12 protein-coding genes are annotated in these 14468 nt (G+C 65.2%); 5 read left to right on the top strand and 7 right to left on the bottom strand.

The window, feature by feature from the left end:
- The 7 genes from addB to KEC16_RS11700 form a co-directional block, all read right to left on the bottom strand.
- A complete protein-coding gene (gene addB / locus KEC16_RS11670) occupies positions 1 to 2955 on the bottom strand; it encodes a double-strand break repair protein AddB (RefSeq protein WP_211549061.1) in 2955 nt (984 codons plus the stop codon).
- Entirely contained in the window at positions 2952 to 3674 is a 723-nt protein-coding gene (locus KEC16_RS11675; RefSeq protein ID WP_211549063.1) for a nucleotidyltransferase family protein, read from the bottom strand. Before KEC16_RS11675 ends, addB begins: the two co-directional genes overlap by 4 nt.
- Entirely contained in the window at positions 3671 to 4669 is a 999-nt protein-coding gene (locus KEC16_RS11680) for an aminoglycoside phosphotransferase family protein (RefSeq protein ID WP_211549065.1), read from the bottom strand. The genes KEC16_RS11675 and KEC16_RS11680 overlap by 4 nt, the downstream gene beginning before the upstream one ends.
- Positions 4666 to 5130, bottom strand: a complete 465-nt coding sequence (gene tsaE, locus KEC16_RS11685; RefSeq protein WP_211549067.1) for a tRNA (adenosine(37)-N6)-threonylcarbamoyltransferase complex ATPase subunit type 1 TsaE — start codon at positions 5128 to 5130, stop codon at positions 4666 to 4668. Before tsaE ends, KEC16_RS11680 begins: the two co-directional genes overlap by 4 nt.
- Positions 5131 to 5133: 3 nt before the next feature.
- Positions 5134 to 6078 carry a tyrosine recombinase XerC gene (locus KEC16_RS11690; RefSeq protein WP_211549069.1) on the bottom strand — a complete coding sequence of 315 codons (945 nt, stop codon included), beginning with the start codon at positions 6076 to 6078 and terminating at the stop codon, positions 5134 to 5136.
- Positions 6079 to 6240: 162 nt separating this feature from the next.
- A complete protein-coding gene (locus KEC16_RS11695) occupies positions 6241 to 6624 on the bottom strand; it encodes a DUF805 domain-containing protein (protein ID WP_211549071.1) in 384 nt (127 codons plus the stop codon).
- Positions 6625 to 6686: 62 nt separating this feature from the next.
- Positions 6687 to 7400, bottom strand: coding sequence for a DUF484 family protein (locus KEC16_RS11700; RefSeq protein WP_211549073.1), 714 nt, complete (start codon positions 7398 to 7400; stop codon positions 6687 to 6689).
- Between the two features lie 54 nt (positions 7401 to 7454).
- Between KEC16_RS11700 and KEC16_RS11705 the strand changes: the two genes are divergently transcribed.
- From KEC16_RS11705 to atpD, 5 genes are all read left to right on the top strand, one after another.
- Positions 7455 to 9677, top strand: coding sequence for a primosomal protein N' (locus KEC16_RS11705; RefSeq protein WP_211549074.1), 2223 nt, complete (start codon positions 7455 to 7457; stop codon positions 9675 to 9677).
- Between the two features lie 357 nt (positions 9678 to 10034).
- A complete protein-coding gene (locus KEC16_RS11710) occupies positions 10035 to 10589 on the top strand; it encodes a F0F1 ATP synthase subunit delta (RefSeq protein WP_211549076.1) in 555 nt (184 codons plus the stop codon).
- Positions 10589 to 12118 (top strand): F0F1 ATP synthase subunit alpha, encoded by a 1530-nt coding sequence (gene atpA, locus KEC16_RS11715; RefSeq protein WP_211549078.1) that lies wholly within the window; start codon positions 10589 to 10591, stop codon positions 12116 to 12118. The genes KEC16_RS11710 and atpA overlap by 1 nt, the downstream gene beginning before the upstream one ends.
- 15 nt (positions 12119 to 12133) lie before the next feature.
- Complete coding sequence (locus tag KEC16_RS11720) at positions 12134 to 13015, top strand: F0F1 ATP synthase subunit gamma (RefSeq protein WP_211549080.1); 882 nt, start codon at positions 12134 to 12136, stop codon at positions 13013 to 13015.
- A 19-nt stretch (positions 13016 to 13034) separates the two neighbouring features.
- The gene (gene atpD / locus KEC16_RS11725; RefSeq protein ID WP_211549082.1) at positions 13035 to 14459 is read left to right on the top strand and encodes a F0F1 ATP synthase subunit beta; all 1425 of its coding nucleotides are present in this window, start codon (positions 13035 to 13037) and stop codon (positions 14457 to 14459) included.
- Positions 14460 to 14468: the final 9 nt, after the last annotated feature.

A 14468-nucleotide genomic window follows, 5' to 3' on the forward strand; every position in this document is an offset into this window, starting at 1 on the left:
TCATTCCCCGTCCTCTTCCCCGGCGGCGGCCCATTCCTTGACCCGCGCAAGATGCAGATAGTCGGAATATTTCGGCGCCCGGTCGGGATGGGGGCGGGCTTCATAGGGCGTGTTGGGGTCATCAAAGGCGGCGATCAGGCCGTACAGGCCGTCAAGGGCTTCGTCGGTCAGGCGCTGGGGATCGGGACCGGCGGATTTTTCCTCGCCGCCCTGGACGCCGCCCATCAACCGCCAGTACAGCATCTGAGACACCGCCGCCGGGGCGATGCCGGCGAAGCCGCCAAAGCGGGCGATGGCCGCTTCCAGGGGCAATTGCGGGGCATAGCCGGCGGCGACTTCTTTCGGGCTGGGCGGTTGACCGGTCTTGTAATCGATCAAGGCCAAGGTGCCGTCCTTGAGTTCATCGATACGGTCGGCGCGGGCCTGCAGCAGGAACGATCCGGCCGGCCCTTCCATCTCCAATTCGCCGTTGATCTCGGTGTGGATGGCGGCGATGTCGCGGCGGCGTTGTTGTTCGTGGCTGGCCAGCCAGCGGGCGACGGCGCGAAAGCGCGGCCACCAAAACGCCCATACGCCGGGGCGTTCCAGCGCCTGGGCGAACACGTCCTCGCCCACGGCCAGCAATTTGGCCTCGGCGTCGTCGGGCAGGTTTTGGTGCGGATAGGCATCAAGGAATTTCTCGACCGCCTTGTGCACCAGCGAGCCGTAATCGGCGGCGCCGGGATCGGCGTCGATGGGGTCAAGGGCGCGCAATCCCAAGATGTGCTTGGCATAGATGCCGTAAGGATCGCGCATCCAGGTTTCCACCTCGGTCACCGACAGCCGGCGGGGCCGCGCGGCCACCGGCGGGCGCGGGGCGGGGCGGTCAATGCGGGCGCGCTGGTCGGGGCGGTCCAGCAGGGCATGCCAGGCCAGCCATTCCCATTCCGCTTGGGCAAAGGCCAGATGGCGGGCGGTCATCACCGCATCCAGCCGCATCAGCCAGCGTGACGGCACTGTCGGCGTGCCCTCGACGCGGGCGGCGCGGCTGAGCAAAACCCGCGGGGCGGCGAAACCCTGGGCGAAATCGTGGGCCATCTGGCCGATGCGCCGTTCCGGCGACGGCAGGCCAAAGGCCTTGCGCATGGGCCGGCTCATCCACGGGTCAGCGTCGGCCTTGGCCGGCCAGGTGCCTTCGTTCAGGCCGGCCAAGACCATCAGATCGGCATGTTGCAGGCGGGCCTCCATCGGCCCCCAGATGAACAGGCGGGGATGACGGCCCCAGATGGGGCGAACCACCTTGCCCGACAGCAATTCATCGAACAAAGCCGGATAAAAACGCGGCGGCAGCAGCGCGAACATCGGGCCGATGGCGGCCAGGGCCTCGGCCAGATCGCCGGCGAAACGGCCCAGCGCCTCCCCCGCTTCGCCCCGCCACAGCCGGGCGGCGCCGGGGATCAGATGATCGGCGGCCAGGGCCTCGGCCGCTTCCATATGGGCGCGCAGCAGATCGGCCAAGGCCACGGTTTCGGCCTTCATCAGGCTGATGAACGGGGCCAGGGCGGCTTCCAGGCTGTCGAGCCACTGGATCAGGGCCGGGTCGCGGGCGCAGGCGGCGCGCAGGCCGCCGATGCCGGCGGCGGGGCGGGGGCCGCGCAATATCTTCGCCGTTTCCAGCCGCCGGGCCAAGGCACGGAAGCGGGCCGGGTCCAGGCCGGCGGCGGCAAGCGGGTGCTTGGCCAGGGCGAGAACGGCGTGCGGGGTGAATTCCTCGGCCACCGCCGTGGCCAGCAGACGGACAAAGGCGCCGGGTTCGGTCAGCGCCAGCGGCCGGCCGGCGGAATCGTCGATGGCGATGTCCCAGCGTTCCAACTCGGCGGCGACGCGACGGGCGAGGTCGCGGTCGGGGGTGACCAGGGCGGCGGTCTGCTCGTCCACCTCCAAGGCTTGGCGCAGGGCCAGGGCGATGGCCCCGGCTTCTTCGCGCGGGGTGGGGGCGTCGATCAGCGAGACATCGGTCAGCGCCTGGGGGAAATCGCGCAGATGCCGCCATGCCTCGCAGGTGGCGGCCGGACGCAACGCCTCGGCCAACAAGGCCGAACGGGCGGCGCGCAGGTCGGGTTTGGTCGACAATTCGGCCACGGCGCGGCGCGGCGCGTCCAAGCGGGCCAGCAGGTGCTTGAGGGCGTATTGCGGATGGCTGTCATCCAGGCATTGCCACGAGGCCTCGTCCATGTGCAGGTCCAGGCCGGGCAGCACCACCATGCCGGTCGGCAGGGCGGCGATGGCGGCCATCAGCCGGGCGGTGGCCGGACGCGATCCGGTGGAGCCGGCGACGATCACCGGATGATCGGGCGGCTGGGCGCGCCAGCGTTCGGCCTGGGCATCCAGTATCCGGTTGACCCAATCCTGATGGTCGATGCGGCCGCCCAGCAGGGCCGGCCAATGGGCGGTGACGATTTTCAGGAAGTCGATGGTGATCTGCCAATGGGCGGCGTAATCGTCGGGGGCCAGGGCATCCAGATGGGCGAACGACACTTCTTCGATCTGCACGCTGTCGAGCAGGTCGCCCAATTCTCGCGCCAGCCGCGCCGCCTGATCGGGGCTGGGGGGCAGCCCGCCCCGTCCAGCCCCCATCTGCAAGACCAGCCGGGTCAGGATCAGGTGGCGCTCGATCGGGGGAATGGGCGGCGGCAGGTCCAAGCCGTCGGGCGACAGCAGATCAAGGTCGGCGACGTCGTCTTGATCCGGCTCCAGCGGCTTGAGGCGCGGCAGCAGCAAGGGCTTGCCGCCCGACAGCCGCAAAAAGGCTTCCTTTAGCGCCCGGCAGGCCCGGCGGTTGGGCAGCAGCACCACCGCTTCGGCCAGCCGCAACGGGTCGCCGTCGGCCTGACGCAACAGATGGTCGGCCAGGACGTCGACAAAGGCCTGACCGGGGGCGATGGTGAAAACCGAACCGGCGGCCGTTCCGGTCATGGCTGTTGGTGTTCCTGGGCCAGGGCCTGCTCGACTTCCGGCAGGGCTTCAGGGGTGCCGACATGATACCAGTGGCCATCATGGACCAAGCCGAACAGCCGGTTTTCCTCTAAAGCGCGATCATAGAGCCGGTTGAGCGAGAATTTTCCCGCCGGGGCGTCACGAAAAAGGCGCGGCGACAAAATCTGGACCCCGGAAAACAGCAGGGGGGCGACGGGGCGGGCGCCGCGTCGGCTGGGGACGCCGTCGGCGGACAAAAAGAAATCGCCCTGACCATCATAGCCCAAGGCGGTGGTGGTGCGCTGCATCAGCAGCAACGCGTCCATCCGCTGGTCGTCCCACCGCGCCGCCAGCCGGCGCAACGCCGTTTCGCCACCGCCATCGGTCCAGATGATATCGGAATTGACCACATAGAACGGCCCCGTCCCCAAAAGCGGCAAAGCCAATGCGACGCCGCCGCCGGTTTCCAGCAATTCCGCTTCCAGCGACAAGGTGATATCGGTGCGCCCGGCCACATGGGCGGCGATTTTTTCCGGCAGCCAGTGCGCGTTGACCACTTTGTGGGGGATGGCGGCCCGGTCCAGGTGATCGAGCGCCCGGTCCAGCATGGTGCGGCCGGCGACCGCGACCAGTGGCTTGGGGATGGTTGCGGTGATCGGGCGCATGCGCAGGCCAAGGCCGGCGGCCAGGACCATGGCGTGGGTGGGGGCGCAACTCATGGTGTCGGCACCGTGCGCTGGCGCTGTGGCATATGAATGTCCAGCCAATGCTTGATCCCGGCCAAAGCGGGATGAGCCAGGGATTGTTCGAGGAGACGCCAGAGCCGGGGAATGTGGATCAGATAGCCGGATTTGCCGTCGCGTTCGCACAAACGGGTGAAGATGCCGATGACCTTGGCATGGCGTTGGGCCGCCAGCACCGCCCATGACGCGGCGAAAGCTTCGGCCTCCACCTGCGGCAGGCGGGCGAGATAACGCGCCTTCATCCGTCCGATCATGGCCGGATCGATGTCGCGGCGGGCATCTTCCAGCAGGCTCATGGGATCATAGGTCAACGGGCCGGCCACCGCGTCTTGAAAGTCGAGCAGGCCGCAGGCGGCCAGGCCGGGGCGATCCAGCAGCATCAGATTGTCGACGTGGAAATCGCGCAAGACCAAGGTGTTGGGAACGGCGCGGGCGATGGGGAACAGATCGCGCCACAAACGGCAATATTCCGCCCGCGCCGCCGGGTCGGTATCGGCCCCCAGCACCGCCGGCATGTACCAATCGGTCAGCAGGCAGGCTTCGGTCAGCAGGCGTTCGTCATCATAGGCGGGGGTACCGACCGGGATGGTCTCGGCTGGGGGGCGCTGGTGCAAATCGGCCAGCACATCCATGGCCAGGGCGTACAGTTTTTCCTCGTCCTCGCCATTGGCCAGGCAGCGTGTATAGGTGGAATCGCCCAAATCCTCCAACAGCAAGAAACCGTTTTCCACGTCCTCGGCCAGCAGGCGGGGGGCGGAATAGTTCAGCCGTTCAAGCTGGCGGGCGATGCGGATGAAGGGGCGCACGTCTTCTTGCGGTGGCGGCGCATCCATCAGCACGGCGCGTTCCTCGCCCCGGCGCAAGCGGTCATAGCGACGGAAGCTGGCGTCGCCGGCCAGGGTGGCGCGTTCGGCGGCGCCCCAGCCGGCGGCGCCGAGGAAAGCCTGCAACAGATCCAGGCGGTGACTCATGCCTTCAAGTCCTTCAGACGGTCGTGCCATTGCGTGTGGGAAACCAGCTCGGCCCGGCGGCCGGTGGCGCCGGCGTCCAGCGACAAGGTGATGTCCAGACGGTCGCGCGGCATCAGCCGGCCCAGGCGTTCCGGCCATTCCAGCAGGCTGATGCCATCGGTGAAGGCATCCTCGATGCCCAATTCGAAGGCGTCGTCCGGTTTGTTCAGGCGGTAAAGGTCGAAATGCCAGAGAGCGCCGCTGTGGCCTTCGTACATCTGGACCAGGGTGAAGGTGGGGCTGGGCACTTCCTCGGCGGCGGAGGTCAGGGCGCGGATGAAGGCCCGCGCCAATGTGCTTTTGCCCATGCCCAAAGTCCCGTGCAGGGCGATGATGTCGCCGGGGCGGGCCAGGGCGGCCAGGGCGGCGCCCAAGCGGGCGGTGGCGGCCTCGTCGGCCAGATCGCGGGTCAGGCTTTGCATTGTTCAACCCTTGGCGCGGGGGTGGGCATCGCGGTAGACCCGGCTCAGGCGCTCGGCATCCACCTGGGTATAGCGCTGGGTGGTCGAAAGCGACGCATGGCCCAGCAATTCCTGAATAGTGCGCAGATCGCCGCCGCCGGCCAGCAGGTGGGTGGCGAAGGAATGGCGCAATGCGTGCGGGGTGGCGGTATCGGGCAGGCCCATCAACATGCGCAACCGGCGCATTTGCCGCTGAACCACACCGGGATTGAGCGGACCGCCGCGGGCGCCGACGAACAGCGGCCCGTCGGCCGGCAACGGATGCGGGCACAAGCTGACATATTCGCCGATGGCTTGGCGGACGATGGGCAGCACCGGCACCACCCGTTGTTTGCGGCCCTTGCCGGTGATGGTCATGGCGTCGTGGGCGGGAATGTCACGCTTTTGCATGGACAAGGCCTCGCCCAGGCGCAGGCCGCAGCCATAAAGCAAGGTGAACAGGGCGATGTCGCGGGCGGATAGCCAGGGTTCGTCGTGCAATTCACCGGCGGTGGACAGCGCCTCGATGGCGTCCTCGGCGGTCAGCGGCTTGGGCAGCGATTTCGGCGGCCGAGGCGATTTTACCGCCAGGATCGCCGGGTTATGCAGCAGATCGTGACGGTCCAGGTATTTGAAGAAGCCGCGCAGCGTGCTCATCAGCCGGGCCATGGACGACCGTCCCAGGCCGTCGGCCTGGCGGGCGGCAAGGAAAGCGCGGAAATCCGTGGGCTTTAGCCCCGCCAGGGCGGACAGATCGGCCTCGGCCCCGAGGTGGAGCCGCAAAAAGGCGGTGAACGCCGACAAATCACGGGCATAGCCGTCCAGGGTATGCGGGCTGGCCCGCTTTTCCCCCCGCAGCCAATCGCGCCACTGACCGATGGCTGCGGTCAGATCCGGGCGAGCGGCGAAAAAGATGGGGGCGGGGGGCATCAGCGCCGCCCCTCGCGGATCGGGGCGGCCTTGGAGTGGACTTGGCTGATGCTGGCGGCATCCAGATAGCGGACGACCACGGAACCCATGATGTGATCTCTGTCAGTTGCTTGTCTGGTGAATATCCACGCGGACAAATGATAGCAACGGACAAAGGCCAACTCAAGCGGCGGCCGGCTGCGGCGCGGCGGCGGCGGCGGGGCCGAAGCGATTATCGGTAACGTCGCTTTTGGTGATGTACCAAATCAGCAAGACGATCATGCCGACCAACGGGATGAGCCACAGCAACTGCCACCAGCCCGACTTGTCGATATCGTGCAGGCGGCGGCAGGCGACGGCAATGTTGGGCACCAGGGTGGCGATGCTGAAGATGGTTGCCAGCACCCCCAGGTCACTCTTGAGGATGGCGGCGTCGATTACCATGGCGACAAGGTTCACCAGCAACAGGAAAAGCTGGAAGAACCAGAATTCCGAGCGGCTGGCGCGACCGGAAAAGGTGGCGTAATTGGTGAGGATGCAGCTTTTAACCGCAGCTTGAAAATCCATGATTGCACCTGGGGTTTAGTTGGTTGGCGCGGATCATACATTTCTTTGGTTGGCTGTAAACCTCAGCCGACGAAACGATGGACGCAGGTGTCGGCGACACGGGCGAGGAAGGTGATGAGTTCGGTGCCCTGGCCGGAATGGAAGGTGCGACCATGGCGTGATCCCAGCGCCAGCAGACCGGGCGGGCATTGACCGCCGGCGCTGAGGCGGACCAGGGCCGAGGACGACACCAGTCCGGCGCCGTCGCCGAACACCGCCGGGTCGCCGGGCATCTGTTCATTGAGGGCGCAATCGTGATCGGGGCCGCCCATGATGCGGTCAACGCTGCCGGCGGCCAGCCGCAGAATGCCGGGCGCGGTCAGCGACGGCAGGGCGGTTTCGCATTCCTCGAAGGCCAGGGCGGCGACATCCACATCCAAGATCGCCGCCAGATCGTCGGCCACCACCTGGGACAGGCTGGCCATGTCGGCGGATGACAGCAGGGCCAGCACCGCCTCGTGCGTGCGGTTCTGCGTGCTCATGTTCGAGCGGCTGGTATGGATCAGGGTTTCCGCCGCCCCCTTGATGCGGTCGATTTCTTCTTTGAGCCGTTCGATCATGAAGGCTTGCATATCGACGATGCCATCCGAGCCGGGCCAGCGGGACGGCGGCGACAAGGTGGTGACCAATTCAGTGTGGCGCAGCAGGAAGTCAGGGTGCAGGCGCAAATAGCCGGCCACCTGCTTGTCGGTGAGTGCCGGCTCGCTCAATAGGGCATCGTCGCGCTTGCGCACCATCACGTTTCCTAACTGGGTGATTGCTTCTTCGCTCTTGGCGGCTAAGTTTAGACCATGGTTTCCGTCGCCGCCAACCCCACCCGTCAATTTTCTCCGCATTCGCGTGTCGCGGTGCTGTTGCCGCTGCCCTTGGCCGGGCTTTACGATTACCTGGCCGGGGCGCACCATCTGCATCCGGGCGATTTCGTCGTCGTGCCGCTGGGCCGGCGCGAGGTCGTTGGCGTCGTCTGGGGCGAAGGCACCGACGCGGTCGCCGCCGCCAAGCTGCGCCCGGTGACCCGCCGGCTGGAATGCCCGCCTTTGCCCGAGGTCAGCCGGAAATTCGTTGATTGGGTCGCCGGTTACACCCTGGCTCCGCCTGGGGCGGTGTTGCGCATGAGCATGAGCGTGCCGGCGGCGTTGGAGCCGGTGCGCGATCTGGTCGCCTGTCGGGTCGCCGCGACGCCGCCCGCGTTCAAGCTGACCGAAGCGCGACGCCGGGTGTTGGCTGTCGCCGCGGCCTTGCCGCCGTTGGTCGCCGCCGATCTGGCGCGGGAAGCCGGGGTGGGGCCGGCGGTAATCAAGGGCTTGTTCGAGGCCGGGGCGTTGGAGCCGGTGCCGCAGGCGCCGCCGCCGCCTTTCGCCCATCCCGATCCCGATCATCCCGGCCCGGTTCTGTCGGTGGGCCAGCGGGCGGCGGCCGACCATCTGTGCGAAGCGGTCGCGGGCGGGTTTTCCGTCGCGGTGATCGATGGCGTCACCGGTTCGGGCAAGACCGAAGTCTATTTCGAAGCCATCGCCGCCGCCCTGGCCGCCGGCCGGCAATCCTTGATCCTGTTGCCGGAAATCGCCTTGTCGGCGCAATGGCTCGAACGATTCCGCCGTCGCTTCGGCACGTTGCCGGCGCAATGGCACTCGGAATTGTCCGACGCCAAGCGCCGCGATACCTGGCGGGCGGTGGCGGCGGGGACGGCGAAGGTGGTGGTCGGCGCCCGTTCCGCCCTGTTCCTTCCTTATAAGGAGTTGGGGCTGGTGGTCGTCGATGAAGAACACGACGCCGGGTTCAAGCAGGAAGAAGGGGTTGCCTACCACGCCCGGGACATGGCGGTGGTGCGCGGGCAATTGGGCGGCTGCCCGGTGGTGTTGGCGTCGGCGACGCCGTCGATGGAGACGGTGACCAACATCGCCGCGGGACGCTATACCCGTCTGCATCTGCCGGATCGCCATGCCGGGGCCTTGCTGCCCGAGATCGGCCTGATCGATCTGCGCCGCCATCCGCCGCCGCGCGGCTTTTGGCTGTCGCCGCTGCTGGTGGCGGCGGTCGAGGAAACCCTGGCGGCCGGCGAACAGGCCATGCTGTTCCTGAACCGGCGGGGCTATGCGCCGCTGACCTTGTGTCGCAAATGCGGGCACCGTCTGCAATGTCCCCATTGCACCGCCTGGCTGGTCGAGCATCGCTACGGACATGGCGGCGAAGCCGGCGGCACGGGGCGTCTGGTCTGTCATCATTGCGGCCACCATGTTCGTCCGCCGACCGCGTGCCCGGAATGCGGGGCCGAAGACAGCTTCGCCGCCTGTGGCCCGGGGGTCGAACGCATCGCCGAGGAAGCCGCCCATCGTTTTCCCGCCGCCCGTATTGCCCTGATGGCCTCGGACACGGTGGCGGGGCCGCAGGCGGCGGCCGATTTGATTGGCAAAATCGCCGATCACCAGATTGATTTGCTGATCGGCACTCAGATCGTCGCCAAGGGCTATCACTTTCCCATGCTGACCCTGGTCGGGATCGTCGATGCCGATCTGGGCCTGGATGGCGGCGATTTGCGGGCGGGCGAGCGGACCCACCAATTGCTGTCGCAGGTTGCCGGCCGCGCCGGTCGGGCCGAGCGGCCCGGACGGGTGCTGTTGCAGACCTTTCAGCCCAGCCATCCGGTGATGGCGGCTTTGGCCGAAGGCGACCGCGATGCCTTTGTCGCCACCGAGGCCGAGGCTCGGCGCGCGGCCGGCATGCCCCCCTTCGGCCGGCTGGCGGCGCTGATCGTTTCCGGTCCCGAAGCGGCCGCCTTGGACGATTTCACCCGCAAGCTGGCGCGGGCCGCGCCAAGATTAGAGGGATTCCAGGTTATCGGGCCGGCGCCGGCACCGTTGGCTTTGTTGCGCGGACGTCATCGCCGCCGCTTCTTGATTAAAGCGCGGCGCGATGTCGCCTTGCATGCGCCGCTGCGCAAATGGCTGGAAAGTGCGCCGCCCCCCCATGGAATCAGGGTTCAGGTGGATATTGATCCCTATGGATTCCTTTAGCGGTTCGATCCCAGCCGACATTTCATTGGAACGAGCGGTCTGTTTGGTGAATCGGCCCACAAAATCAACGAATTGCGCACTGGCCCATTCAGAGGGTCAGCGCGCCGTCCGAATGGATCGGTATGCGGGGGTAGGGGGTGGGGTGGAGTGAGCCCCGCCTGACCGGGTGGGCAACTTTCTCGCCATGGTCGAGCCCAAGGCTTGCGGAGTCGTCTTGCAACGCAATACCCAATGTGTTAGTTAACCTCCGCGCTCGTGGGAGGGGGAAACGTCTGCTGCGACGCAAAATATTGAAATTCAATGCTTTATTGGCTGCCGGCGAATTCGTTTTCGACCTGACCCGAAGGACTTGCCCAGGTGCCCTCAGAAACTACTGGCGTGATCGCCGACCGCTACGCTACCGCGTTGTTCCAACTGGCCGAAGGCCAGGACGCTCTCGACCAGGTGGCGGGCGACCTCAAGAGCCTGAAGGTGATGATCCGCGAAAGTGCGGATCTGCAACGCCTTCTCGATAGTCCCGCGCTGAAGCGCGCCGAACAGGGGAAGGCCATGGCCGCCCTGGCCGACGCCGCCCAGTTCCATGGACTGACCAAGAATTTTCTCGGGTTGGTGGCTAGCCAACGCCGGCTTCATGCGATTTACGGCATGGTCGAGGCTTTCCTCGGCTTTCTCGCCAAAAAGCGTGGTGAGGTTTCCGCCAAGGTGACTTCGGCGGCGGCTTTGAGCCAGGACCAATTCGATGCTCTGGTTTCTGCCTTGAAGGCGACCTATGGCGGCCAAGTGGCCGTTGATGTCGCCGTTGACCCCAGCCTTCTCGGCGGGATGGTCGTCAAGGTTGGTTCCCGTATGGTTGACAGCTCGTTGAAGACGAAGCTGCAGCACCTTAAGCTTGCCATGAAAGGGGTTGGATAATGGAAATCCGCGCGGCTGAGATCTCCGCGATCCTCAAGCAACAGATCGCCAATTTCGGCACCGAGGCGGAAGTCGCCGAGGTAGGCCAGGTGCTCTCGGTTGGTGACGGTATCGCCCGTGTGCACGGTCTGGACAAGGTCCAGGCCGGTGAAATGGTTGAATTCCCCGGTGGCGTCAAGGGGATGGCGCTGAACCTCGAAACCGACAATGTCGGTATCGTGATCTTCGGCGACGACCGCGCCATCAAGGAAGGCGACACCGTCAAGCGCACCGGCGCCATCGTGGAAGTCCCCGTTGGTAAGGGTCTGCTGGGGCGCGTCGTCGACGGTCTGGGCAATCCCATCGACGGCAAGGGTCCGATCGAAGCCGCGGGCGTGTCCCGCGTCGACGTCAAGGCTCCGGGCATCATTCCGCGTAAGTCGGTGCACGAGCCGATGTCCACCGGCATCAAGGCCGTTGACGCCTTGATCCCGATCGGACGCGGTCAGCGCGAATTGGTCATTGGTGACCGTCAGACCGGCAAGACCGCCGTGCTGATCGACACCATCATCAACCAGAAGCGCTGGCACGACGCCTCCGACGAAAAGGCCAAGCTGTTCTGCATCTACGTCGCCATCGGCCAGAAGCGTTCGACCGTCGCTCAGATCGTCAAGACGCTGACCGATTACGGCGCGATGGAATACACCATCGTCGTTGCCGCCACCGCCTCGGAAGCCGCTCCGCTCCAGTTCATCGCGCCGTACACCGGTTGCACCATGGGCGAGTATTTCCGCGACAACGGCATGCATGCCCTGATCATTTATGATGATCTGTCCAAGCAGGCCGTCGCTTATCGTCAGATGTCGCTGTTGCTGCGCCGTCCGCCGGGCCGCGAAGCCTATCCGGGCGACGTGTTCTATCTCCACTCGCGTTTGCTGGAACGCGCCGCCAAGATGGGCGACGCCGCCGGAAACGGCTCGCTGACCGCTTTGCCGGTCATCGAAACCCAGGCCAACGACGTTTCCGCCTATATTCCGACCAACGTGATTTCCATCACCGACGGTCAGATCTTCCTGGAAACCGAGCTGTTCTATAAGGGCATCCGCCCCGCCGTGAACGTCGGTCTGTCGGTGTCGCGCGTCGGCTCCGCTGCCCAGATCAAGGCGATGAAGCAGGTTGCCGGCACCATCAAGATGGAACTGGCGCAGTATCGTGAAATGGCCGCCTTCGCCCAGTTCGCCTCGGACCTCGACCCCGCGACCCAGAAGCTTCTGGCCCGTGGCGCCCGTCTGACCGAATTGCTGAAGCAGCCCCAGTTCGCCCCGATGTCGACCGAAGAGGAAGTGGTTTCCATCTTCGCCGGCGTGAAGGGTTACCTGGACAAGCTCGACGTTCGTGACGTCGGCCGCTTCGAGAAGGGTCTGCTGGCCGAGATCAAGTCCAAGGCCCCGGAGATCCTGACCGCCATCGCGACCGAGAAGCAGATCAGCGGCGAAACCGATGGCAAGCTGAAGGCTTTCCTCGACGGTTACGCCAAGACCTTCGCGTAAGGGGTTTAACACCCGATGCCGAGCCTTAAAGACCTCCGGCTGAGAATCGTCAGCGTCAAATCGACGCGGAAGATCACCTCAGCCATGAAGATGGTCGCAGCCTCGAAACTCCGTCGCGCCCAAAGCGCGGCGGAGGCGGCGCGGCCCTTCGCCGAACGCATGGAACGGATGCTGGGGACCCTGGCGGGTTCGTTGGCTGGTCAGGCGGGCGCTCCCGCCATGCTGGCCGGCACCGGCAAGTCCGACGTGCACCTGATCGTCATGGTGACCGCTGATCGCGGTCTGTGTGGCGGTTTCAATTCGTCCATCGTGCGTGATGTTCGTCGGTTTACCGCCGAATTGATCCGCGAAGGCAAGACGGTGAAGATCATGCCCGTGGGCCGCAAGGGCCGCGAGCAGATCAAGCGCGATTTCGGTTCGAACCTGATCGAGGGCTTCGAAGGTCTTGGCCGCAAGGGCATCACCTTCCCCGAAGCCGACATGGTGGCCTCCAAGATCACCTCCATGTTCGAGAACGGCGAATTCGACGTCTGCACCGTCGTCTACAACCGCTTCCAATCGGCCATCGCGCAAGTGGTGACCCGCCAGCAATTGATCCCGTTCGCCGTCACAGCGGGCGAGGACAAGTCTGGCGAGCTCAAGGCCACTTACGAGTTCGAGCCGAACGAAGAAGAAATTCTGGCCACCTTGGTGCCGCGCAATCTGGCGATCCAGATTTTCCGCTCCACCTTGGAAAGCCAGGCGTCCGAACAGGGCGCGCGTATGACCGCCATGGACAACGCGACGCGCAATGCGGGCGACATGATCAACGGCCTGACCATCAAGTACAACCGGTCGCGTCAGGCTCAGATCACCAAGGAACTGATCGAAATCATCTCCGGCGCCGAAGCGCTGTAAGGAAAAGTAGGAGCTCACAATGGCTAACACTACCGTCGGCACGATTACCCAGGTTTTGGGCGCCGTCGTGGACGTGCGCTTCGAGGGCCAGCTGCCGGCCATCCTGAACGCGCTTCACACCCGCAACCAGGGTAACCTCCTGGTTCTCGAAGTTGCTCAGCATCTGGGCGAAAACACCGTCCGCGCCATCGCCATGGACTCGACCGATGGTCTGGTTCGCGGTCAGGAAGTGTCGGATACCGGTTCGTCGATTCAGATGCCCGTCGGCCCCGAGACCCTGGGCCGCATCTTGAACGTCATCGGCGATCCCATCGACGAACGTGGTCCGGTTGGCAACACCCAGACCCGTCCGATCCACGCCGAAGCCCCGGCCTTCATCGAACAATCCACCGATGCTGAAGTTCTGGTCACCGGCATCAAGGTCATCGACCTGCTGGCTCCGTACCTCAAGGGTGGCAAGATCGGTCTGTTCGGCGGCGCCGGTGTCGGCAAGACCGTGACCATCATGGAACTGATCAACAACGTCGCCAAGGCGCACGGTGGTGTGTCGGTGTTCGCCGGTGTCGGCGAGCGTACCCGTGAAGGCAACGATCTCTATCACGAAATGATGGAATCGGGCGTCATCAAGACCGATGGTCCGGGCTCCAAGGTGGCCCTGGTCTATGGTCAGATGAACGAACCGCCGGGCGCCCGCGCTCGCGTCGCTTTGTCCGGTCTGACCGTCGCGGAATATTTCCGCGACGAAGAAGGCCAGGACGTGTTGTTCTTCGTCGACAACATCTTCCGCTTCACCCAGGCCGGTTCCGAAGTGTCCGCTCTGCTGGGCCGCATCCCGTCGGCCGTGGGCTATCAGCCCACCCTGGCCACCGATATGGGTGCCTTGCAGGAACGCATCACCTCGACCAAGAAGGGGTCGATCACCTCGGTGCAGGCTATTTACGTGCCGGCCGACGATTTGACCGATCCGGCTCCGGCCACCTCGTTCGCCCACTTGGACGCCACCACCGTGTTGTCGCGCTCCATCGCGGAACAGGCCATTTTCCCGGCCGTCGATCCGCTGGACTCGACCTCGCGCGCGCTTGATCCCCGCATCGTCGGTGAAGAGCATTACGGTGTCGCCCGTGAAGTGCAGCGTATCTTGCAGACCTATAAGTCGCTGCAAGACATCATTGCCATCTTGGGCATGGACGAGCTGTCGGAAGAAGACAAGCTGGTTGTGACCCGCGCCCGTAAGATCCAGCGCTTCCTGTCGCAGCCGTTCCACGTGGCCGAAATCTTCACCGGTTCGCCGGGCAAGCTGGTGGCCATCGAAGAAACCGTCAAGTCGTTCAAGGCGATCTGCGCCGGTGAGTACGATCACCTGCCGGAAGCGGCCTTCTACATGGTTGGCGGAATCGAGGAAGTGGTGGAAAAGGCCAAGAAGTTGGCTTCCGACGCCGCGTAAGTTAGTCGA

Origin of the sequence: Magnetospirillum sulfuroxidans (assembly GCF_018224925.1) — a bacterium.
GTDB lineage: Bacteria > Pseudomonadota > Alphaproteobacteria > Rhodospirillales > Magnetospirillaceae > Magnetospirillum > Magnetospirillum sulfuroxidans.